Raw genomic sequence first — 18,709 nt, 5'->3', positions numbered from 1 at the left:
GCGTATACGCCGCAGGCGTAGTATGGTCATTGCGTGCGAAAGGCATGACATGAACGAGGATGAGAAACTTGCGCAAGAAGTGAAAGCCTGGAGGGCCAAGGGAGGATTCACTGCCGAAGCCGCAGCTAAGGTGCTGGGAATACCGAAACGCACATTCGAAGGCATAGAGCAAGGCAGAGGCTTCCCTTACCCGGTGCTCCTGCGCGTTGCCATCGAAAGCGAAGCCCTTTCGCTACAGGCGATGCTGGAGAACTCCCCGCGCGTTGAGCACCGGCGGCAGAAGTCTGGAAGGAGCATTTGATGGCTAGGCCCTTCAAAGATGCGCGATACCCTGGGGTCTCTTCGCGTCTCAAGAACGGCAAGCTAGCTTATCGCTACCGCGCAAAAGGCATGCCCGAAATCCGCCTTCCCGGTAAGCCCGGCGATCCCGAGTTCGAGGCGGCCTACGAGAAGGCCACGCAGGGTCAAGGCAAGAAGGCAGGTATCATCGATTTGCCCGGTCGGGCACTGCCAAAAACCTTTGGCCATGCCGCGCGCCGGCTTGAAACGACAATGGAGTGGCTGGATTTTGATGAAGCCACGCAGCAGAAGAATGCGCGACTGATTGAGCGTTTTCTCAACCTGCGGGTCGATCCCAACTACCCACTCACCTGGCGCGATACTCCTGTTGAACATCTCGACGCGGATCGGCTTCGCGCAATCATTGAAGGCATCTTCAGGACAAACCGCACAGTCGCCAAACACATGTTGGTCGCCATCAAGAAACTTCTATTGGTCGCGACCGATGTCGAAAAATGGATCAAGCCGCAGGATGATCCATCGCTATCTATCCGTGTGCGGGTGCCCAAATCGACGAAGAACCCAGCTTGGCCAATTGCGATGCGCGAAAGGTTCGAGGAGCGACACCCCATCGGCACAGCCGCACGCACCTGCTATGCACTCGGCTTCTGGCTTGGAAATCGGCGCGGGGATATCGCTGCTCTTGAGTGGGACGATCTTTTAACCGAAGAGATCGAACTGTTCGACGGCTCGCTGGTGCTAATCGAGGCCTTTGATTTCCGCCAGAAGAAGAACCGCAACCGCCATGGCGGGCGCGAGATGTTCATTCCGGTCGTAGACAAGCTAGCAGCGGCCCTGGAGCCGCTTGATCGCTCGCAAGGCGGCACTGTCTTAAAGAACGCCTATGGCAGGTCATTTTCAGAAAAGAGCCTGACAGGCATGATGCAGCATTGGGCACGACAGGCCGATATTCCTGACGGGTATACGCTTCACGGCCTGCGCCGTACCTTCGGCACCTACCTCGCTGAATGCAACATCCAGGCCCGGGCCATCATGGACGCCATGGGGCATTCCTCCATGACGGTGACGGATGACTACGTGCGTGAGGCCAACAAGAAGCGGATCGCGGTTGATATTGCTCGCGCGATCAACGAGCGCGAGGCCAAACGCGACGCCATGAAGCGACGGGCAAACCTCCGCATCGTCAGATAATCACACCGAGTCGGAACAAACCGGGACCACGGTCTTTGTTTTGGCCCATAATGGACCCAAAACGTTTTGGGCCGAGGGCACTTTTCCGAAATAAAATCAATGGTCATGGTGGGCCCGGAGGGACTCGAACCCCCAACCAAGCGGTTATGAGCCGCCGGCTCTAACCATTGAGCTACAGGCCCCACACGCGGCTGGATTAATGTTTTTCCCCGAATCGCACAAGGCTTTCCGGATGGGCTGGCCGAAATCGTCCAAATCAGCCCGTATTCAGACACTAGAGCGACGTGCGTCCACTTAGACGCGCAAGATGCGCTCTAACGCCTTAAATCTACGCATCGTGCTTCCCGAAATCGATTCCGATTCCTGGGCGGATGCGGTAGTCGACAAGCGCGACTGGATCGCAGACCGAGGAGATTTTTATGACCAGACATCTTTTGCCCTTGGCGCTCGCCGCCGCAATCGCTTTTCCGGCGATGGCCGGCGCGGCAGATTCGCCGCCGCCGCCCCGCATCGTCGTCACTGGCGAAGGCGAAGCGACTGCGGCCCCCGATCTGGCGCTGCTGACGCTCAGCGTCATGCGCGAGGCCAAGACCGCGCGTGCCGCGCTCGATGCCAACAACGACGCCATGGCTTCGGTGATCGCCGCAATGAAGTCGGCCGGCATCAAGGAGCGCGACCTGCAGACAGCCGGCATCCAGATCAGCCCGCGCTACAATTATACCAACAAGCCCGACGGCAGCCAGGAAGCCGAACTCATCGCCTACCAGGTGACCAACACGCTTTCGGTGCGCATCCGCGACATCGACAAGACAGGCGAGATTCTCGACAGGGCGGTATCGCTCGGCGTCAACCAGGGCGGCGGCATCTCGTTCTCCAATGAGGATCCAACGGCAACTGTCACCGAAGCCCGCAAGAAGGCGGTCGCCGACGCCATGGCCAAGGCCAGGACGCTGGCTGAAGCTGCCCGGGTCAGCATCGGGCGGGTGCTGGAAATCACCGACCAGAACGTCGCGCCGCCGCCGATACCGATGACCGCCAAGGCCTTTGATGCGGCCCGCGAATCGGTTCCGGTGCAGGCTGGCGAGAATTCCTACACGGTGCAGGTCACAGTCACTTTTGAGTTGAAGTGACCGCCACCTGAAGGCGGCTGTTGCAGCAATATTGACTTTGCTGCATGAAAAACCCCGGAGGATTGGTCCTCCGGGGTTTTTTCGAGCCGCACCCTTCTATCTCAGGGGGCTCTACTCCAGACCGACCTTCTGCGAAGGTCGTGTCTCCAGGCCGACCTTCGCAGAAGGTCATGTCCCAAGCTGACCTTCGCAGAAGATCATCCCCACCAAGCAGGCCGTTGCCGGTAGGCAAACGTGCCGAACGCTTACCGGTAGAGGACCGGGCAGCCGCGCTCATTGGCGAACACGACCACGACGCGGTCGCCATACTGGCGGCCCGCTACTTTCACGGTGCGGCGGCCGACGTCGATGATACGGGCACGGCGCAGACCCATGCGCTCTGCCTTGCCGAGAGCACGGTTTGGCGAGCAGGACCGGCGCCAGTCGCGTTCGCGGCGGCGTTCGCGGTAGTAATCATCGTCATCGCCGGAATAGACGCCGACGCGCGGTTCGTCATTGTTGCCGAAGCCGAGGTAGATGCTGTCTGCATGGGCTGTGGCGGGAATGGCGGCAAGCGTGCCGAGGCCGATAAGCGCCGAAAGGGCCACCGTCTTGATCGTGTTGAACATGTCTTCTCTCCTTCTTCAGGGCTTCCGCCCGCCTTTGATCGAACCAATGTGTCTTGGTCGAACCGATGGCGAGGAGAATGCGCTTGCGTATCTGAACTTTTTACGAACCGGCCGTTCATTTCTGGTTCATGTAGAAACAAGCAATTGCGCAGTCTTCTCGGCTTACCGGTTCTGAACAATCCGGTCGGTTCTGAACCATTTGGGTCGAAAACGCGCTGTCGGGCAGCCGGTTCCGGTTCCTGAAGGCCCGTCGCTAGGGCTCGTCGTCCAGCATGTGCTCGAAATAGTCGTCGGGCTCGGCGAGATCCGTCTCGCTGGCGCTGACCCGGCCCCGCATGGAGATGCCGGCCTCATGCACCGTCTCGGCACTGCCTGAAACCAGCCTGTGCCACCAGTAGAGATCGTGGCCCTCGGCGACCAGCCGGTAGGCGCAGGTTTTGGGCAGCCAACTGATGGTGCGTACATTCTGCGGCGTCAGACCGACGCAGTCCGGGACACGCGCCAGCCGGTTGGCATAATCGGAGCAGCGGCAAGTTTCGGCGTCGAACAGCCGGCAGCCGACGCTCGTCCAGTAAATCGCGCCAGTGTCTTCGTCCTCGAGTTTCGACAGGCAGCATTTGCCGCAGCCGTCGCAAAGCGATTCCCACTCGGCCGGGGTCATCGCCTCGAGCGTCTTGGTTTTCCAGAACGGCGTTTCCATCGACGGGATGTGGCCCCTGGCCGGGTGAAGGTCAAGCACCGCAACAGACGCAGACCCGGCCAGCACCATAGGCCGGCACCATAGGAATAACACGAAGTCGCCTTCAAAACGCCGGCCAATTGCCCTTCGTAGCCGTTAATGCCCGCTAACCGGAACCAATCCGGTTGATGAACAGTTTGGGCCGGGATGGGACGCCAAAGGAGGATTTTTAATGAAACGCCAACCACGGATTCTGGCAGGCACGGCACTTGGCCTGCTGATGGCGTCCGCGCCGTTGGGCGCATTCCCGTTGCAGGGCAGTGCCGCGTTCGACCCACCGCAGAATACCGCCACGCCGTTGATCCCCGTGCAGTCGAATTGCCCCGAAGGCGAGTCGGCAGAAGGCTGCGCACCGCAGGCGGAACCGGAGCAGAAGCCTCGCAAGAAGCGCGAGCGGCAGGCTGAACAGGCCGCGCCTTCCGGCGAGGAGCAGCAGGGCGGTCAGCGCAGGAAGCGCGAGCAGCAACAGCAGGAGGCCGAGCAGGCCGCACCTGCCAGCGAGGAACAGCCCGAGCCGCGCAGAAAGAAGCGCGAGCAGCAACAGCAGGAGGCCGAGCAAGCCGCACCTGCCAGCGATGAACAGCCCGAGCCACGCAGAAAGAAACGTGACCGGCAACAGCAGGAGGAAGCCGCACCGGCCGAACGGCCCGCCGAGCAGGCCGCACCTGCCAGCGACGAACAGCCCGAACCGCGCAGAAAGAAGCGCGACCGGCAACAGCAGGAGGAAGCAGCACCTGCCGAAAAGCCCGCCGAGCAGGCGGCGCCTGCCAGCGACGAACAGCCCGAACCGCGCAGAAAGAAGCGCGACCGGCAACAGCAGCAGGAAGCCGAGCAGGCTGCGCCTGGCGAAGAGGTCGCACCTGCAAATGACAACGAGCAGGTCACGCCGCGCAGGAAGAAGCGGGAACAGGATCAGCAGATCGAAGCCGCACCATCCGAACAGCCAGCCAGCAAGGAAGCCGGCGAGCAGGCCGAGCCGCTTCCGACCGACCAGCAAACGGCTCCCGCTGAGGGCGACAAGCCCCGGGATCAGGCCAGGGAACGCGGCAAGAAGCCTGTCGACGAACAGCCGGTGACAGGCGAGCAGCCTTCAACCGGCGAGCAGCCCGCCGAGCGCGAACAGGCCGCGCCCGCCGAAGGCGAAGGTCCGGCACAAGGCGAGGCTCCAGTGTTCGACAGCCAGAAGGATGCCAGGCGCAAGCGCAAGGGCGGCAGGGACAACGCGCAAGAGACCGGCGGCCAGGACGCGGGTGGTCAGCCCACCCAGCAGGACGGCGAACAGGCGGAAGCCCCGAGGCCGGCTCCGGTCGACCAGGGACCGCCGCCCACCGACGACAGGGCGGCCCAGCAGGCGATCAAGCTTGAGAGGATGGTTCGGGCGACGGAGGAAAAGGGCAGACGCGTTGAGCGTGCGCCCGACGAGGAAAACATTCGCCGCCGTCGTGAACGCCCGCGCGGGGTCGACGTCGTCAGGGAACTCGGCGACCGCGTCATCCTCCAGTTCAACAACCAGACGATCGTGGAAAGCGACGATGCGCCGCGCATGCGGCGTGGCGCGCGGAACGTCTACTATGAGGAGTTGTCGAGCAATCGCACCCGGGAAATCGTCGAGCGTGACAACGGTATCCAGATCGTCACCATCCGCAACCGTTACGGCGACGTCGTCCAGCGTTCACGCATCGCGCCCGATGGGCGCGAATATGTGCTGAGCTATGTCGACGAGCGACACTATGAGGACGATGGCGACTGGCGCGATCCGGGCGACGACCTGCCGCCGATTCGGATCGACATTCCGCGCGAGGAGTACATTCTGGATTCCGAGGAGGTCGAGGATCCGGAAGACTACTATGCCTTCCTAGAACAGCCGCCGGTGGAGAGGGTGCAGCGCCTCTACTCGATCGACGAGGTCAAGCGCTCGGCCCGCGTGCGCGACATCGCCCGCCGCATCGACCTCGACACGCTGAACTTCGAATTCGGTTCAGCCTCGATCCCCGAAACCGAGGTGCAGAAACTGGAAGGGGTGGCCAGCGCCATGGAGAAGCTGCTGGAGAAGAACCCGGCGGAAACCTTCCTGATCGAAGGCCATACCGATGCCGTCGGCAAGCCGGAGGCGAACCTCGCTTTGTCCGACCGTCGCGCGGAGGCGGTCGCCGAAGCCCTGAGCAATGCCTTCAGCATCCCGCCGGAGAACCTGACGACACAGGGCTATGGCGAGGAGTATCTCAAGGTCGATACGTCGGAGCCGGAGCGCGAGAACCGTCGCGTCGCCATCCGCCGCATCACCTCGCTGGTTGCGCCGGTCGCCAGCGCGAATTAACTCGCAGTTTCAGAAACCTGAACTGGTTTCTGGAATCTATGCGGGAAGACATAGCCCACCCCGGTTTCTCCGGGTTGGGCAATTTCCGGCAATCAGCCGAGGTTGAAGGAGAATGTAAGTCGCGATTTAACCAGGCATTGAATCGCGAGGTCGTCCACCCCAGATTCTGGCTAGGGCTTCCCTGCCCTGTCCCGACTCCAGCGGGACACATGAGCCCCGCCGGTACCCCCTCGCCGGCGGGGTTTTTGTTTCCTGCTTCGGTTGGGAAACGAGGGCTATGCCGGTGCCAGTCAGTAGATATTTTTCACGTTGGTTTTCGAATTCGCAAACACCTCGTCCGGCACGAAGAAATCGCCGGCAAGCGGACCTGTCGCGTCAGGCGCATAGATCGAAAAACCGCTGACGCCCTCGGCGCGCAGCACCTCCTCGTCGATGTAGAAATTGCCGGTCGCTTCGCGCGACGGCCTGAGCAGGATCGCATGCGCGGCATCGGCCATGATATCGGGCGAACGGCTCATCGCCGCCACTGTCGCCCCGCCCAGAAGATTGCGCACCGCTGCCGTATCGATCGTCGAGATCGGCCACAGCGAATTGACGGCGATGCCGTCCCTGGCGAACTCCGCGCTCATGCCCAGCGTGCACATCGACATGCCGAATTTGGCCATCGTATAGGCGACATGGTTCTTGAACCATTTGGCCTTCATGTCGAGTGGCGGCGCCAGATTCAAGATGTGAGGATTGTCGGCCAACTTCAGGTGCGGAATGCACATTTTGGAAACCAGGAACGTGCCGCGTGTGTTGATCTGGTGCATCAGGTCGTAGCGCTTCATGTCGGTTTCCAGCGTGCCGGTGAGTTGGATGGCGCTGGCATTGTTGATGCAGATGTCGATGCCGCCGAATTTTTCGACGGTTCTGGCGACCGCCTCGGCCACCTGCCCCTCCTCGCGTATGTCGCACAGCATCGGCAATGCCTTGCCGCCGGCCTGCTCGATCTCCTCAGCCGCCGTATAGATCGTGCCCGGCAGCTTCGGGTGGGGCTCGGCGGTCTTGGCCGCGATGGTCACATTGGCGCCGTCGCGCGCGGCGCGCAGCGCGATCGCCAGCCCGATGCCGCGCGACCCGCCGGAGATGAACAGCGTCTTTCCCTTGAGCGACATGTCTTGCGCCTCCGTTGCAAATCGGTTGGTCGCGATCCTTGCCCCGTGCCGTCGCCGGATACAAGAGCGGGGAGCATCGAGAGATGGTGACGCTGCGGAGGATTTCCGCGGCGTCGCGCTGCCCCTCATCGCCCTGCCGGGCACTTCTCCCCGTATAGAGACGGGGAGAAGCACGCCTTCATCACAGCTTTCGCCAACTGGCAACGTCGCAAGAATGGAGCCGTGGCTGCGTTCAGCTCCCTTCTCCCCGTCACCATACGGGGAGAAGGTGCCGGCAGGCGGATGAGGGGCAGCGCAAACTTTGACAATGGTCGCCCCACATCCTGCCTTGGGACGTCATTCACTAAACCAGCACCAGGCCTTGCCGCATGGCGATGGCGATGGCGTCGGTGCGGTTGGCCGCACCTAGCTTGATCAGGATCGCCGCGACGTGGAACTTCGCCGTATGCACGGAAATGTTCAGGCGCCGCGCGATCACCTTGTTGGGCGCGCCCTCGGCCAAAAGCGCCAGCACTTCGCTCTCGCGCGGCGACAGCACCGGCCGGCCGGCGCTGTCGCCGACCGGCTCCTCGTCGGAGAGATCGTCGTCATGGAAGGCGAAATCGTCATGTCGATCGGACAAGGGGCGGCCCTCGCCCGAGATCCGATAGCCAGCCGCCGCCAGTCGCGCGGCGGCAGCGATCAGCAGATCGTCCACTGCCGGCGGCAGCACGGCAAACACGGTATCGGCCGGCCGCTGCCGGCTCGCTCGTTGCGACAGGAGCACCCGAGGTATGACGGGATCGCTGGGCCCGCCTTCCACGCCGCCTCTTTCCAGGTAAACGCCATCGACGATCGCGACATCCGCTCTGTCGGCGCTATTGCTGCTACCGGCCACAATCGGCAGCAGATCGCCGGTCGCGGCAAGAGCGGTGGACAGGTGCTCGGCGCGCACGACGTCATCGAGCGCGATCAGCACCGTCAGCCGCCGCCCCGTGATCCTGTGACTTGCCATCGATCTTCTCAGTTTAGCGGCTTTTCGCCGATGGTCAGCACGACGTCGCGCCGTTCGCCGCCGCGCACCACGCCGAGCGTCACCGACGCGCCGGCGCTGTCCGGCCCGAGCCTGCGGATCAGCTCGCGCGGGCCGTGCACGGCCTCGCCGTTCCACGACGCGATGATGTCGCCAAGATGCAGGCCGGCCGCCTTCGCCGGGCCATTGTCGTCGAGGCTCATCACCATCGCGCCATGCGTGTCGCCGTTGCGGATCGGGTGCAGGCCGGCGCCGAGATAGCCGCGCGCGACATGGCCCTTCTCGCGCAGCGTCGCCACCGCCCGTTCGATCGTCTCGTACGGCATGACCAGCGCCCGCCGGCGCGGCCCGAACAAAAGCATGCCGATCAGTGCGCCCTTGGCGTCGAGCACCGGGCCGCCCTCGAAACGGCCACCGGCATTGACGGCCAGATTGATGCGCCGGTCGATCGTGCCGCCGCGCATCGAGCGCCAGGCCGGACCGACCTCACCAACCGATCCGAATGCAGCGAGCGACGCACCGTCGCTATTGCCGACGGCAATGGCCAGATGGCCCGGCCGCGCCGTGCCTGCCTCGGCCAGCGGCGGCACGTCCGGTGCGCCGGTCGGCTTCAGAAGGGCGGTCCCGGTGGATGGATCGCGGCCGACCAGCTCAGCCTTCACCTTGTCGCCCGAAGAAAGCGTCAGCTCGATCTCCTCGCCGGCCTCAACCGCCTCCTCGGCAGCGACAAAATAGCCGTCGCGCCAATGGAAGGCGGTCGCGGTGCGATGCTGATGCGTGGCGAAACTCGCCGTCGCCGGCGCCGCTGCGGCGGCGATATCGGCTATGGCGTCGGAAAATGCGCTCAGATTGAAGTCGCTCATGTCGGTCTCCTGGGTCTTTTTCGCATCGGCCCGAAAATCGGCATCGATTTGTCGGAAAGCACGATGCGAGAACTCAAAGTCTTAGAGCGCACTTTGAGCGTCCAATGGACGCTCATCGCTCTACCCCAGATATCGCTCGGCAGCGCGTTGGCGGGTACTCGCCTGACGGCTAGTTGGGCGTTGGACTGGCCATCTGGTCAGGTCGCGGCCGATCCGGCCGTTCCGCACATATAGGCATCCTTCATCTTGCTCTAAAGACACGGAGCCCTGCCATGTCCCTCCCCGCCCAGCAATTGCAGTTCGACGATGCGCTGCTCGACGATTATTCGGCAACGGTCGCCGATGCCGTGGACCGCATCGGTCCCGCCGTCTGCCGCATCGAGCGCATCGGTGGCGCCGGCGGCCGAGGCTCCGGCTTCGTCATCACGCCGGATGGGCTGGTCGTCACCAATTTCCACGTCGTCGGCGATGCCCGCAGCGTCCGCGTCACCATGCCGGACGGCGTGTCCAGAGAAGGCCGCGTTCTCGGCCGCGACCCCGACACCGACATCGCGCTGGTGCGTGCCGACGGCAGCTTTGGCGATATCGCGCCACTCGGCGATTCCAAGCGCCTGCGGCGCGGCCAGATCGCCATTGCCATCGGCAACCCGCTCGGCTTCGAATGGACCGTCACATCAGGTGTCGTCTCGGCGCTCGGCCGCTCGATGCGTGCTTCCACCGGCCGGCTGATCGACGATGTCATCCAGACCGACGCAGCGCTCAACCCCGGCAATTCCGGCGGACCACTGGTGTCGTCGGCGGGCGAGGTTATCGGCGTCAACACAGCCATGATCCATGGCGCGCAAGGCATTGCCTTCGCGGTTGCCTCCAACACCGCCAATTTCGTCATTTCGGAGATCATCCGCTTCGGCCGCGTCCGCCGCGCCTTCATCGGTGTCTCGGCCGACACGACAACCCTGCCGCGTCGCGCCGCCCTTTTGTCGCAAGTGTCGAGCAGCACGGCGGTGCGCCTGCGCAGTGTCGAGGCGAACAGCCCGGCCGCCAGAGCCGGCCTGAAAGAGGGCAACATCATCGCCGCCATCGACGGCCGCCCGGTCACCGGCGTCGACGATCTGGTGCGCATGCTCGACGCCGAGCGCATCGGCCGCGAAACGCTGTGCACAGTGGTGCGCCGCTCCGGCATTTCTCAGGTCCCGCTGATGCCGGTGGCGCGGACGTAATAACTATCGCGGCGCAAACAGTTGGCCAAGCAGCGAAACCAACAGCACTGCCAACTCGCCGGTCGGATCGAGGTCTGGATCGAAAATGGTCATGTCCATTCCGGTACAGCGCGGATCCGCCACCAGCGCCGCGAGGACGGCGATGAGATCGTCGGGATCGATACCGGGGCTGCCTGGTGAATCCACCGCAGGCATCACCGTCTGATCGAGCGCATCGACATCGAAATGCACCCAATAGGGCCAGCCGGTTCGCGCCAGCGTGGTCAAGGTCTTTTCCAGGACCTCTGCCGCGCCGAGCTCCCGCGCGGCAAAGACATCGATCAGCGTCATCGCGGTCGAAGTGATGTCGGGCCAGGCGAAGTCGGGGTTGCGGTTCTCGCGTTCGCCGATCTGAACCACCTGTTCGTCCGCAACAAGTGGGCTCGCGATCTCAGGCCAGTCGGTCAGCAACGGCTCACCACGTCCGGTGGCGAGCGCAAGGTCCATGCCGGCGGCCGAGCCGAGCGAAGCATCGACGTCGTAGTTGCCCGGATGGCGGAAATCGCTATGGCCATCGACATGGACCAGTGCCAGCGGACCGGATCGCCGTGCACCAGCCAGCGCGCCAAGCAGGACCGCGCAGTCGCCGCCGACGACCAGCGGGAACTCGCCTCGTCTCAGCGCGCCGGCAACCACTTCGGCGAGTCCGAGATTGAAGCTGCGTATCGCATTGCCGTTGCGCAGCCGGGTGCCCGGCTGCGGCTCCGTGTTATAGGCGGGCCGATCAAGATCAACCACTTTGAGGGGCGAAAGCGTCTCGATCAGGCCGGCTTCGGTCAACGCCTGCGGCGCACGCCACGTGCCCGGAATATGACCTGGCCTCAGCGGACGCAGGCCAAGGTTGGAGGGTGCGCGGACAAGGCAGATTTCACGCATGGAATGGGCCCAGGCTGATGAGCTCAGCATAGACCGCAAAGACATGACCGGCCACGCGGCTGAAGGCTTCAGCTGATATCTACAGACAATTCCTGCCAGCCCCTGTCTCGCTCAGCCCGCCGCGCCTTCGACAAACTGCTCCAGAAACTCGGCGCTCGGCGGGATCGGCTTGATCACGTCGATCAGCACGCCATTGGGGTCTTTGGTGATGAAATGACGCTGGCCGAAGGCTTCGTCGCGGAGCGTTCGCAGGATCGGCAGGCCGGCGGCGATGACCCGCTCATAGATAGCATCCGGGTTCTTGACCTCGAAATTGATCAGCAGGCCGGAGGTCCGGCCGCGCCCTTCCTCAGGAATGGTTTCATGATCGCCCTGGACGATGCCGAGATTGACGCGGCGATCCTCGGTTGATTGTAGATGCACGTACCAGTCGCTCTCGAACAGCGGCTTGAAGCCGAAGTGCGCGACATAGAAGGCCTTCGTGCCGGCAACGTCGCCGGTCATCAGCACCGGGTAATAGCTTGTCGTCTTCATCTTTCCTTCTCCCGTCAAATAACATACAGTCTGCATGCGAATACGCATTATAATACAGGCTGAATGTATGCAACGAAAAAGCGCGCGCCGCTCCAACCGCGATCGCACCGAAGCGACGCGCGCCGACCTGATCGCCGCGGCGCGAAAACTGTTCACCGAGAAATCCTATGCGGAGACCGGCACGCCCGAGATCGTGGCTGCGGCCGGCGTCACGCGCGGCGCGCTCTATCATCACTTTGCCGACAAGCAGGCGCTGTTCGCCGCAGTGGTCGAGCAGGAGGCGGCGGCTGTGGCGGAAGAGATCGAGCGCGCCTCGCCGCCCTCGCTGTTTGCCTGCGACGCACTGATCGCCGGCTCGGATGCCTATCTGGCCGCCATGCGCGCACCCGGCCGCACCCGGCTGCTGCTGCTCGACGGGCCGGCCGTGCTCGGCCGCGCCGCCATGGACGAGATCGACAACCGCCACGGCAACCGCTCGTTGCGCGAAGGCCTGGTTGCCGCGATGCGCTCGCAGTCCATGATGAGATTGCCGGTGGAAGCGCTGACCGCGCTGCTTGCCGCCGCCTTCGACCGCGCGGCGCTCGCCATCGAAGCAGGCGCTTCGACCGAGGACTACCGTGCCGTTCTCATGGCGCTGATTGATGGTCTGTCGCCCCAGGCCCCTGGTTCGGCTCGAACTCGTTGAAACAGCCAAGCTGGCGCTTGAACTGGTCGATCAGCCAGGCCGCAGCCGGCTTCGGGCTGCGGTCGGCGCGGTGCATGGCATAAAGCGGCGCGCGGACTTCGCGATACGGCTCCAGATCGAGTTCCACCAGCCGGCCGTTGGCCACATCGTCAGCAATCAACCATCGCGGCAGTCCGCCCCAGCCCAACCCTTCGCGCATCAGCGCATGCTTGGTTCGCATATCCGTAAGTCGCCAGGTGCGGTAGGCATAGACGCCGTAGTCGCGCCCTTTGGTGCGCTCGGACTGGTCGCTGACGACAAGTTGGATGTGTTCGCGCACCTCCTCCAGCGGCACCGGCTTGGGAAGCAGCGCCAGCGGATGGCTTGGCGCGGCCGCCGGCACCATCGACATGAAGCCAATGCGCACAAGATGCGCGTCGACCTCGCCCAGCAGGCCGCCAATACCGAGATCGGCATGTCCATTGACGACATGATCGGGGATCAGCCCGAGCGTGCCGATATGCAGGCGCAGCATCACGGTTGGAAATTGCGCCTCGAACGCCTTCAACACGCGCACCAGCACGGTGGAAGGCAGCGTCGCATCGACCGACAGCGCGACTTCAGCCTCCAGGCCCTGCTTGTGGCTGTCGACGCGAGAGCGGATGCGCTGCAATACGCCGACCATGCGCCGCGCATCTTCCAGCGTCGCCCGGCCGACATCGGTCAGATGCGGCTCGCGCGTGCCCTCGCGCTCGAACAGTTTCAGCCCAAGCTGCGCCTCGAGATTGGCGATGGCGTAGCTGATGACCGACTGCGCTCGGTTGAGCTTGCGGCCGGCGGCGGAGAAGCTGCCGGTGTCGGCGACGGTGACAAGGATCTGAAGCTGATCGAGCGTCGGGTTTGGCTGCATCGTTCTATCCACTATTTGGATGGAACATACATAAAATATACCGGTTTTTCAAATGGGTCAGCTCGCCCATATAGGTCGGGACAGTTCAGCCAACCCTGAAGACCCGCCATGTCCATCCTTCTCGTCACATCCAGTCCGCGCGGCAATGCCTCGCATTCGACCCGCATCGCCACTGAACTTGCGGAAAAGCTGCTCGCCGCCGATCCTTCGGCCAAGCTGGTCGCACGCGATCTCGTGGCAAACCCGCTGCCGCACATCGATCCGGACTATTCGACCGGCATCTATACGCCCGCCGAGGCCCGCACCCAGCGCCAGGCCGAGGTCGTCGGCGTTTCCGACGGCGTGCTCGATGAACTGTTTGCGGCCGACACCATCATCCTGGCCACCGGATTCATCAATTTCGGCATCTCGTCGACGCTGAAATCCTGGGTCGATCACGTCTCCCGCACCGGCAAGACCTTCGCTTATGGCGAGAATGGCCCGAAGGGCCTTGTCACCGGCAAGAAGGTCTATATCGTCCTCGCCTCGGGCGGCATCTATTCGGAAGGCGCGGCCGTGCAGATGGATCACGCCGTCCCTTATCTGCGTAGCGTGCTTGGCTTCATCGGTATGACCGACGTTGAAGTCATCCGCATCGAAGGCGTCGGCATGGGGCCGGATGCGGTCACTGCCGCTCTGGCCAAGGCATCAGCCAAGGTGGATGCCTTGGTGACCTCGACCGTAAGCAAACAGGCTGCTGCGGCGGCGTAGGCCACCAGCCGTCGGAAACTTGAAATCAAAGGTAGGCGCCTGACAGGGCGCTTGCCTTGTTCGTTTTAGGGAAGATGCGCCGGAGACCGAACGGGTCTCACCCGAACATCTTCTCGCCCTGCTCGTCGACCAGCTGAATGCCCTTTTTGATCGAGATGTCGACAGCGTCGTCGAGCCCGGCAAAACGATCGGCGCGGATGAATTTGTGTTCCTTCACCACGCCGTCGATTTCCTTCGAAACCACGCCGCAGGTCTGGTATTGGCCTTCCGCCTTGTACGGCGTGGCGCTGATCAAAAATCCCTTGTGCTCGATCTGCTTTGCCGGTGCAGCACTCTTTGGCTCGCCCGCGTCACCGCCGCCACCGCCGAAAAGACGTTTCAGAAAAGACATGGGCGCGCCCTCCAACGGCTATCATCCTGCATCACATGGCGTGGTGCAGGATGATTTTACTAGCGATCCTTAGGCAAACGGGCAAGGGCCGCATCCGGCCTGGAAGTCAGTCGCGCGACAGCGCTTCGAGGGCTTCGGCCGCCCCTTTCAATATCGCGATCGCCTCGGCCTGTTTTTCAGCGGGCGCGTCGGCAATGTCGCCGAGGGCTGCGCGTAGCCGGTGGCGCACGGCCTGGAATTCGTCGCGCTTTTTCGAACCGCCGCGGCCGCGACGTCCGCTATCCTCGCCATCGTCGTTCCAGCCGAACCAGTCACGCGCCTTTGCCATCTTGCGGCCGAAACGCTCGAGATGATCGAGCACATGGTCGATCATCTCGCGATTGTCATTGAGATGCGCCTGCCCTGCCTCCGTAATCGAAAACACCTTCTTGTTGCCTTCCGCCGACGAGACGGCATAGCCGGCCTCTTCCAGGAAGGTGAGCGTCGGATAGACCACGCCGGGGCTCGGGCTGTAGACGCCGCTGGTGCGTTCCTCCAGGGCCTTGATGATGTCATAGCCGTGGCGCGGCGCCTCGGCCAGCAGCGACAGCGTGATCAGCTTGAGATCGCCGTCGGCCAGCATACGCCCGGCGCGGAACATGTCGCCCGGCCCGCCGCGCCCGCCGCCCCTCATGCCGTGGCCGAATGGGCCGAAGCCGCCGCCACGACCGCCGAACTTGCCGGCCATATGCATGAAAACGCGCTCGGCATGCTCGCCGAAATGATGATGTCCGTGCATTGTCTGCTCCTTGAGTTATGTCTTACGATATATCTCAATTATGCGGATGAGGCCGTTGAGTCAAGATATATCTTACGATGTATCTGAGAACGGTGCCACTAGATTGATTTCGTCACCGAGCTTGGCCAATACCGGTTACCAGCGGCCCTTGCGCCGGTTCCAGGCATAGAGAAGATCGGCGAAGCGATTATAGGCATAGCGCGTCAGCGGCAGCACGGCGCGATTGCCGAACAGCGCGGCCAGCCAGCCCTCGCCCGGCGTTCTTAGCCAGACGGCAATTGCGACGTCGGCGCCGACCAGCAGCTTGCCGTCCGCATCGGTTGCATGCAGCCAGCGGCGGATGTCGTCCAGCGACACGCCGTATCCGGCCAGCGCCGCCGGTTCGGCATTGATGTCGCGAAACGCGATCCGCCCGGCCTTGATCGCCTCGACCAGCCGCCGCTTCTGCCTGACGATGCCGGCATCGCAAACCGGACAACGGGTATTGTACCAGATGGTCAGCAGAGGCTTGGGCATTTGTCCCGAGACGCGAGTTGAAGTGCTGCGCTGACTATCCGGGAAATACCTTCGCCCCGCAACATTTCGGGCCAGTCACTTCGGACCAGACACATTCCGCACCAAGCTGGCCAGGCGCCGTCGAGCGGCGCCTGACCGTCCGATGTCCGGCAGCTTGCGCGGGTCTATGGCCGCGCAACGCCTCAGCCGAGCGAGGCGACGATTTCGCGATAGGCCAATTCCGGGAACGCCTTGAGCGTCCGCGTCCTCACGTTACCGCCTGTCGCCAGCATCAGTGAGAAACGAGCGAGCACCGCATCGTCGGGCGCTTCGACGACCGCCACCATATCGCATTCGCCCATGGTGAGATAAAAAGCCTTGAACGAGCCGCCCATGTCTCCCAGCAGCTTCTTGGCGGCATCGAGCCGCTTCGGCGACTCGCGCACATTTCTGGCGCCCTGCTCAGTCCAGTTGATCAGCACGATATAGGTTGTCATGCACACCTCCCTCCGGAGGCCTCGGAGCGCGGCGTCACCGCCGGGGCGGGCATCCGGGGTAGTCGCCCAGAAAAAGCATCCGACACGCGATTATCCTCCCACAGCCGGTATGCTGCAAGAACAACCGCACCGCCCGGCGAGACAATCCCTGAACGAAAAAGGGCGCCGCAGCGCCCTTTAAATTGTTATTCGTTGCCCGGCATCAGCTGTCGAGGAAGCTCCGCAGCTTGCGCGAGCGGCTCGGGTGCTTGAGCTTGCGCAGCGCCTTGGCTTCGATCTGGCGGATGCGCTCTCGGGTGACCGAGAACTGCTGGCCGACTTCCTCCAGCGTGTGGTCGGTGTTCATGCCGATGCCGAAGCGCATTCTTAGCACGCGCTCTTCACGCGGGGTGAGCGAAGCAAGCACCCGCGTCGTCGTCTCGCGCAGATTGGCCTGGATCGCCGCGTCGATCGGCAGGATCGCCATCTTGTCCTCGATGAAATCGCCGAGATGCGAATCCTCCTCGTCGCCGACCGGCGTTTCGAGCGAGATCGGTTCCTTGGCGATCTTCAGCACCTTGCGCACTTTTTCCAGCGGCATGGCGAGCTTTTCCGCCAGTTCCTCCGGCGTCGGCTCGCGGCCGATCTCGTGCAGCATCTGGCGCGAGGTGCGCACGATCTTGTTGATCGTCTCGATCATGTGCACCGGAATGCGGATGGTGCGCGCCTGGTCGGCGATCGAGCGGGTGATCGCTTGCCGGATCCACCACGTCGCATAGGTCGAGAACTTGTAGCCGCGGCGGTATTCGAATTTGTCGACCGCCTTCATCAGGCCGATATTGCCTTCCTGGATCAGATCGAGGAACTGCAGGCCGCGATTGGTGTATTTCTTGGCGATGGAAATGACGAGGCGCAGATTGGCCTCGACCATTTCCTTCTTGGCGATCGCGGCTTCGCGCTCGCCCTTCTGCACCTGGTTGACGATCTTGCGGAATTCCAGGATCGAGATCGCCGTTTCGGTGGCGAGGTTCTGGATCTCGGCGCGCAGGTCGCGGATCGCGTCCTTCTCGTTCTTGGTGAATTCCTTCCAGCCGCGCGAGGTCAGATTGCCGATCGAGCGCGTCCAGTTGGGATCGAGCTCCGAGCCCTGATACTCCTTCAGGAATTCCTCGCGGCGCACGCCATAGCTTTCGGCCAGCCGCAACAGCTTGCCTTCGTTCTGCACCAGGCGCTTGTTGATGTCGTAGAGCTGCTCGACCAATGCCTCGATGCGCGCCGTGTTCAGGGATAGCGACTTCACCGCCTTGATCAGCTGATCCTTCAGCTCCTTCAGCCGGCGGTCCTGGCTGGGCGACAGCGTGCCGGCGGCAGCCAGCCGGTTCTCGACCTGCTGGTCCTGCAGCTTGCGCAACTTCTTGTAGGTGTCGGCGATGACGTCGAGCGTCTCCATCACCTGCGGACGCAGCTCCGCTTCCATCGCCGCCAGCGACAGGCTGGCTTCGTCCTCGTCTTCCTCGTCGTCATCAGTCAGACCGCGCGTGTCGCCGCCGACATTGGTGATGTCGTCCTCGTCCTCGCGCGAACGGCGCGGCTTGTCGTCGGTCTTGGCTTCCTCGATCCGCTCGACCACCGGCGCCTGCTTGGCCTCCGGTCCGGCATAGGTCGCTTCGAGGTCGATGATCTCGCGCAAAAGGATCTTCGATTCGTTGAGCTCGTCACGCCAGATGATGATGGCCTGGAAGGTCAGCGGGCTTTCGCACAGGCCCGCGATCATCGTCTCGCGGCCAGCCTCGATGCGCTTGGCAATCGCGATTTCGCCCTCGCGCGACAGAAGCTCGACCGAGCCCATCTCGCGCAGATACATGCGAACCGGATCGTCGGTACGATCGGTCGGCTCTTTCTTGGTGGTCGTCGCGGCAACGGCGGTGCCGGTCTGCTCGGCCAGTTCGTTGGCGTCTTCCTCGGCGTCGGCAGCCGCATCGGCGGCTTCGGGCTCCTCGCCCTGCTCGTCGTCCTCGACCACGTTGATGCCCATGTCGGAGAGCATGGCCATCGTATCCTCGATCTGCTCGGAGGTCACTTCCTCCGAGGGCAGCACCGAATTCAGTTCGTCCATGGTGACATAGCCGCGCTTCTTGGCGGCCTTGATCATCTTCTTGACAGCATCGTCGGAAAGGTCGAGCAGAGGGCCATCGGTGGCGCCTTCACGTTCGGTCTCGACCTCTTCCTTTTCTTTTGTCGCCATTCTTTATTTTCTCC

Annotated in this window: 20 protein-coding genes and 1 tRNA gene; 7 read left to right on the top strand and 14 right to left on the bottom strand. The window is 63.0% G+C overall.

Annotated features, from left to right (window positions below; all coding sequences use genetic code 11):
* Positions 1-49: 49 nt before the first annotated feature.
* On the top strand, positions 50-301 hold the full coding sequence (locus AC0L2C_RS04065; RefSeq protein ID WP_473522752.1) for a helix-turn-helix domain-containing protein: 252 nt from the start codon (positions 50-52) through the stop codon (positions 299-301).
* The gene (locus AC0L2C_RS04060; protein ID WP_473522751.1) at positions 301-1,491 is read left to right on the top strand and encodes a site-specific integrase; all 1,191 of its coding nucleotides are present in this window, start codon (positions 301-303) and stop codon (positions 1,489-1,491) included. The genes AC0L2C_RS04065 and AC0L2C_RS04060 overlap by 1 nt, the downstream gene beginning before the upstream one ends.
* A 106-nt stretch (positions 1,492-1,597) precedes the next feature.
* Here the strand turns inward: AC0L2C_RS04060 and AC0L2C_RS04055 are convergent.
* Positions 1,598-1,673: transfer RNA gene (locus tag AC0L2C_RS04055), tRNA-Ile, on the bottom strand.
* A gap of 237 nt (positions 1,674-1,910) precedes the next feature.
* Between AC0L2C_RS04055 and AC0L2C_RS04050 the strand changes: the two genes are divergently transcribed.
* A complete protein-coding gene (locus AC0L2C_RS04050) occupies positions 1,911-2,621 on the top strand; it encodes an SIMPL domain-containing protein (RefSeq protein ID WP_287239949.1) in 711 nt (236 codons plus the stop codon).
* Positions 2,622-2,866: 245 nt separating this feature from the next.
* On the opposite strand, the gene AC0L2C_RS04045 is transcribed toward AC0L2C_RS04050, so the two are convergent.
* Entirely contained in the window at positions 2,867-3,229 is a 363-nt protein-coding gene (locus tag AC0L2C_RS04045) for a hypothetical protein (protein ID WP_128247787.1), read from the bottom strand.
* A 253-nt stretch (positions 3,230-3,482) separates the two neighbouring features.
* On the bottom strand, positions 3,483-3,929 hold the full coding sequence (locus AC0L2C_RS04040; RefSeq protein ID WP_091595075.1) for a YcgN family cysteine cluster protein: 447 nt from the start codon (positions 3,927-3,929) through the stop codon (positions 3,483-3,485).
* A 211-nt stretch (positions 3,930-4,140) separates the two neighbouring features.
* Here AC0L2C_RS04040 and AC0L2C_RS04035 point away from each other — a divergent pair, with 211 nt between their 5' ends.
* The gene (locus tag AC0L2C_RS04035) at positions 4,141-6,285 is read left to right on the top strand and encodes an OmpA family protein (protein ID WP_473522750.1); all 2,145 of its coding nucleotides are present in this window, start codon (positions 4,141-4,143) and stop codon (positions 6,283-6,285) included.
* Between the two features lie 290 nt (positions 6,286-6,575).
* Here the strand turns inward: AC0L2C_RS04035 and AC0L2C_RS04030 are convergent, their stop codons facing one another.
* The 3 genes from AC0L2C_RS04030 to AC0L2C_RS04020 form a co-directional block, all read right to left on the bottom strand.
* A complete protein-coding gene (locus tag AC0L2C_RS04030) occupies positions 6,576-7,442 on the bottom strand; it encodes an SDR family oxidoreductase (protein ID WP_473522749.1) in 867 nt (288 codons plus the stop codon).
* A 343-nt stretch (positions 7,443-7,785) separates the two neighbouring features.
* Positions 7,786-8,436: a helix-turn-helix transcriptional regulator gene (locus tag AC0L2C_RS04025; protein ID WP_473522748.1), complete on the bottom strand. Its 651-nt coding sequence runs from the start codon at positions 8,434-8,436 to the stop codon at positions 7,786-7,788.
* A gap of 8 nt (positions 8,437-8,444) precedes the next feature.
* A complete protein-coding gene (locus tag AC0L2C_RS04020) occupies positions 8,445-9,317 on the bottom strand; it encodes a S1C family serine protease (RefSeq protein WP_473522747.1) in 873 nt (290 codons plus the stop codon).
* A 272-nt stretch (positions 9,318-9,589) separates the two neighbouring features.
* On the opposite strand from AC0L2C_RS04020, the gene AC0L2C_RS04015 reads away from it, so the two are divergent.
* The gene (locus AC0L2C_RS04015) at positions 9,590-10,537 is read left to right on the top strand and encodes a S1C family serine protease (protein WP_473522746.1); all 948 of its coding nucleotides are present in this window, start codon (positions 9,590-9,592) and stop codon (positions 10,535-10,537) included.
* A 3-nt stretch (positions 10,538-10,540) separates the two neighbouring features.
* Here the strand turns inward: AC0L2C_RS04015 and AC0L2C_RS04010 are convergent, their stop codons facing one another.
* Together AC0L2C_RS04010 and AC0L2C_RS04005 are read right to left on the bottom strand one after the other, a co-directional pair.
* Positions 10,541-11,452: an arginase family protein gene (locus tag AC0L2C_RS04010; protein WP_287176508.1), complete on the bottom strand. Its 912-nt coding sequence runs from the start codon at positions 11,450-11,452 to the stop codon at positions 10,541-10,543.
* A 111-nt stretch (positions 11,453-11,563) separates the two neighbouring features.
* Entirely contained in the window at positions 11,564-11,986 is a 423-nt protein-coding gene (locus tag AC0L2C_RS04005) for a VOC family protein (RefSeq protein WP_023799742.1), read from the bottom strand.
* A gap of 67 nt (positions 11,987-12,053) precedes the next feature.
* Between AC0L2C_RS04005 and AC0L2C_RS04000 the strand changes: the two genes are divergently transcribed.
* The gene (locus AC0L2C_RS04000; RefSeq protein ID WP_473522745.1) at positions 12,054-12,671 is read left to right on the top strand and encodes a TetR/AcrR family transcriptional regulator; all 618 of its coding nucleotides are present in this window, start codon (positions 12,054-12,056) and stop codon (positions 12,669-12,671) included.
* Here AC0L2C_RS04000 and AC0L2C_RS03995 read toward each other — a convergent pair.
* On the bottom strand, positions 12,613-13,560 hold the full coding sequence (locus AC0L2C_RS03995) for a LysR family transcriptional regulator (RefSeq protein ID WP_128170293.1): 948 nt from the start codon (positions 13,558-13,560) through the stop codon (positions 12,613-12,615). The genes AC0L2C_RS04000 and AC0L2C_RS03995 overlap by 59 nt on opposite strands.
* Positions 13,561-13,668: 108 nt before the next feature.
* Between AC0L2C_RS03995 and AC0L2C_RS03990 the strand changes: the two genes are divergently transcribed.
* Positions 13,669-14,310, top strand: a complete 642-nt coding sequence (locus tag AC0L2C_RS03990; protein WP_287239961.1) for an FMN-dependent NADH-azoreductase — start codon at positions 13,669-13,671, stop codon at positions 14,308-14,310.
* 97 nt (positions 14,311-14,407) lie between these two features.
* Here AC0L2C_RS03990 and AC0L2C_RS03985 read toward each other — a convergent pair whose 3' ends face one another.
* The 5 genes from AC0L2C_RS03985 to rpoD all read right to left on the bottom strand — a co-directional run bounded on the left by AC0L2C_RS03985 (position 14,408) and on the right by rpoD (position 18,695).
* Positions 14,408-14,701 carry an HlyU family transcriptional regulator gene (locus AC0L2C_RS03985; protein WP_027151173.1) on the bottom strand — a complete coding sequence of 98 codons (294 nt, stop codon included), beginning with the start codon at positions 14,699-14,701 and terminating at the stop codon, positions 14,408-14,410.
* A gap of 106 nt (positions 14,702-14,807) precedes the next feature.
* Positions 14,808-15,479, bottom strand: coding sequence for a PadR family transcriptional regulator (locus tag AC0L2C_RS03980; protein ID WP_473522744.1), 672 nt, complete (start codon positions 15,477-15,479; stop codon positions 14,808-14,810).
* Positions 15,480-15,614: 135 nt separating this feature from the next.
* A complete protein-coding gene (locus AC0L2C_RS03975) occupies positions 15,615-15,995 on the bottom strand; it encodes a thiol-disulfide oxidoreductase DCC family protein (protein ID WP_473522743.1) in 381 nt (126 codons plus the stop codon).
* A gap of 182 nt (positions 15,996-16,177) precedes the next feature.
* A complete protein-coding gene (locus AC0L2C_RS03970) occupies positions 16,178-16,471 on the bottom strand; it encodes a GYD domain-containing protein (RefSeq protein WP_091595053.1) in 294 nt (97 codons plus the stop codon).
* A gap of 202 nt (positions 16,472-16,673) precedes the next feature.
* Entirely contained in the window at positions 16,674-18,695 is a 2,022-nt protein-coding gene (gene rpoD, locus AC0L2C_RS03965; RefSeq protein ID WP_027151164.1) for an RNA polymerase sigma factor RpoD, read from the bottom strand.
* Between the last annotated feature and the right edge of the window lie 14 nt (positions 18,696-18,709).

Source organism: Mesorhizobium sp. WSM4845 (genome assembly GCF_055811455.1).
The sequence above is the reverse complement of the archived record's forward strand: the minus strand, read 5'-3'. Positions and strand labels throughout refer to the sequence as shown.

What these genes read in the sequence shown, in the direction of transcription:
- AC0L2C_RS04065 (WP_473522752.1), top strand. Translation starts at nt 50, where the DNA reads ATGAACGAGGATGAGAAACTTGCGCAAGAAGTGAAAGCCTGGAGGGCC.
- AC0L2C_RS04060 (WP_473522751.1), top strand. Translation starts at nt 301, where the DNA reads ATGGCTAGGCCCTTCAAAGATGCGCGATACCCTGGGGTCTCTTCGCGT.
- AC0L2C_RS04050 (WP_287239949.1), top strand. Translation starts at nt 1,911, where the DNA reads ATGACCAGACATCTTTTGCCCTTGGCGCTCGCCGCCGCAATCGCTTTT.
- AC0L2C_RS04045 (WP_128247787.1), bottom strand. Translation starts at nt 3,229, where the DNA reads ATGTTCAACACGATCAAGACGGTGGCCCTTTCGGCGCTTATCGGCCTC.
- AC0L2C_RS04040 (WP_091595075.1), bottom strand. Translation starts at nt 3,929, where the DNA reads ATGGAAACGCCGTTCTGGAAAACCAAGACGCTCGAGGCGATGACCCCG.
- AC0L2C_RS04035 (WP_473522750.1), top strand. Translation starts at nt 4,141, where the DNA reads ATGAAACGCCAACCACGGATTCTGGCAGGCACGGCACTTGGCCTGCTG.
- AC0L2C_RS04030 (WP_473522749.1), bottom strand. Translation starts at nt 7,442, where the DNA reads ATGTCGCTCAAGGGAAAGACGCTGTTCATCTCCGGCGGGTCGCGCGGC.
- AC0L2C_RS04025 (WP_473522748.1), bottom strand. Translation starts at nt 8,436, where the DNA reads ATGGCAAGTCACAGGATCACGGGGCGGCGGCTGACGGTGCTGATCGCG.
- AC0L2C_RS04020 (WP_473522747.1), bottom strand. Translation starts at nt 9,317, where the DNA reads ATGAGCGACTTCAATCTGAGCGCATTTTCCGACGCCATAGCCGATATC.
- AC0L2C_RS04015 (WP_473522746.1), top strand. Translation starts at nt 9,590, where the DNA reads ATGTCCCTCCCCGCCCAGCAATTGCAGTTCGACGATGCGCTGCTCGAC.
- AC0L2C_RS04010 (WP_287176508.1), bottom strand. Translation starts at nt 11,452, where the DNA reads ATGCGTGAAATCTGCCTTGTCCGCGCACCCTCCAACCTTGGCCTGCGT.
- AC0L2C_RS04005 (WP_023799742.1), bottom strand. Translation starts at nt 11,986, where the DNA reads ATGAAGACGACAAGCTATTACCCGGTGCTGATGACCGGCGACGTTGCC.
- AC0L2C_RS04000 (WP_473522745.1), top strand. Translation starts at nt 12,054, where the DNA reads ATGCAACGAAAAAGCGCGCGCCGCTCCAACCGCGATCGCACCGAAGCG.
- AC0L2C_RS03995 (WP_128170293.1), bottom strand. Translation starts at nt 13,560, where the DNA reads ATGCAGCCAAACCCGACGCTCGATCAGCTTCAGATCCTTGTCACCGTC.
- AC0L2C_RS03990 (WP_287239961.1), top strand. Translation starts at nt 13,669, where the DNA reads ATGTCCATCCTTCTCGTCACATCCAGTCCGCGCGGCAATGCCTCGCAT.
- AC0L2C_RS03985 (WP_027151173.1), bottom strand. Translation starts at nt 14,701, where the DNA reads ATGTCTTTTCTGAAACGTCTTTTCGGCGGTGGCGGCGGTGACGCGGGC.
- AC0L2C_RS03980 (WP_473522744.1), bottom strand. Translation starts at nt 15,479, where the DNA reads ATGCACGGACATCATCATTTCGGCGAGCATGCCGAGCGCGTTTTCATG.
- AC0L2C_RS03975 (WP_473522743.1), bottom strand. Translation starts at nt 15,995, where the DNA reads ATGCCCAAGCCTCTGCTGACCATCTGGTACAATACCCGTTGTCCGGTT.
- AC0L2C_RS03970 (WP_091595053.1), bottom strand. Translation starts at nt 16,471, where the DNA reads ATGACAACCTATATCGTGCTGATCAACTGGACTGAGCAGGGCGCCAGA.
- rpoD (WP_027151164.1), bottom strand. Translation starts at nt 18,695, where the DNA reads ATGGCGACAAAAGAAAAGGAAGAGGTCGAGACCGAACGTGAAGGCGCC.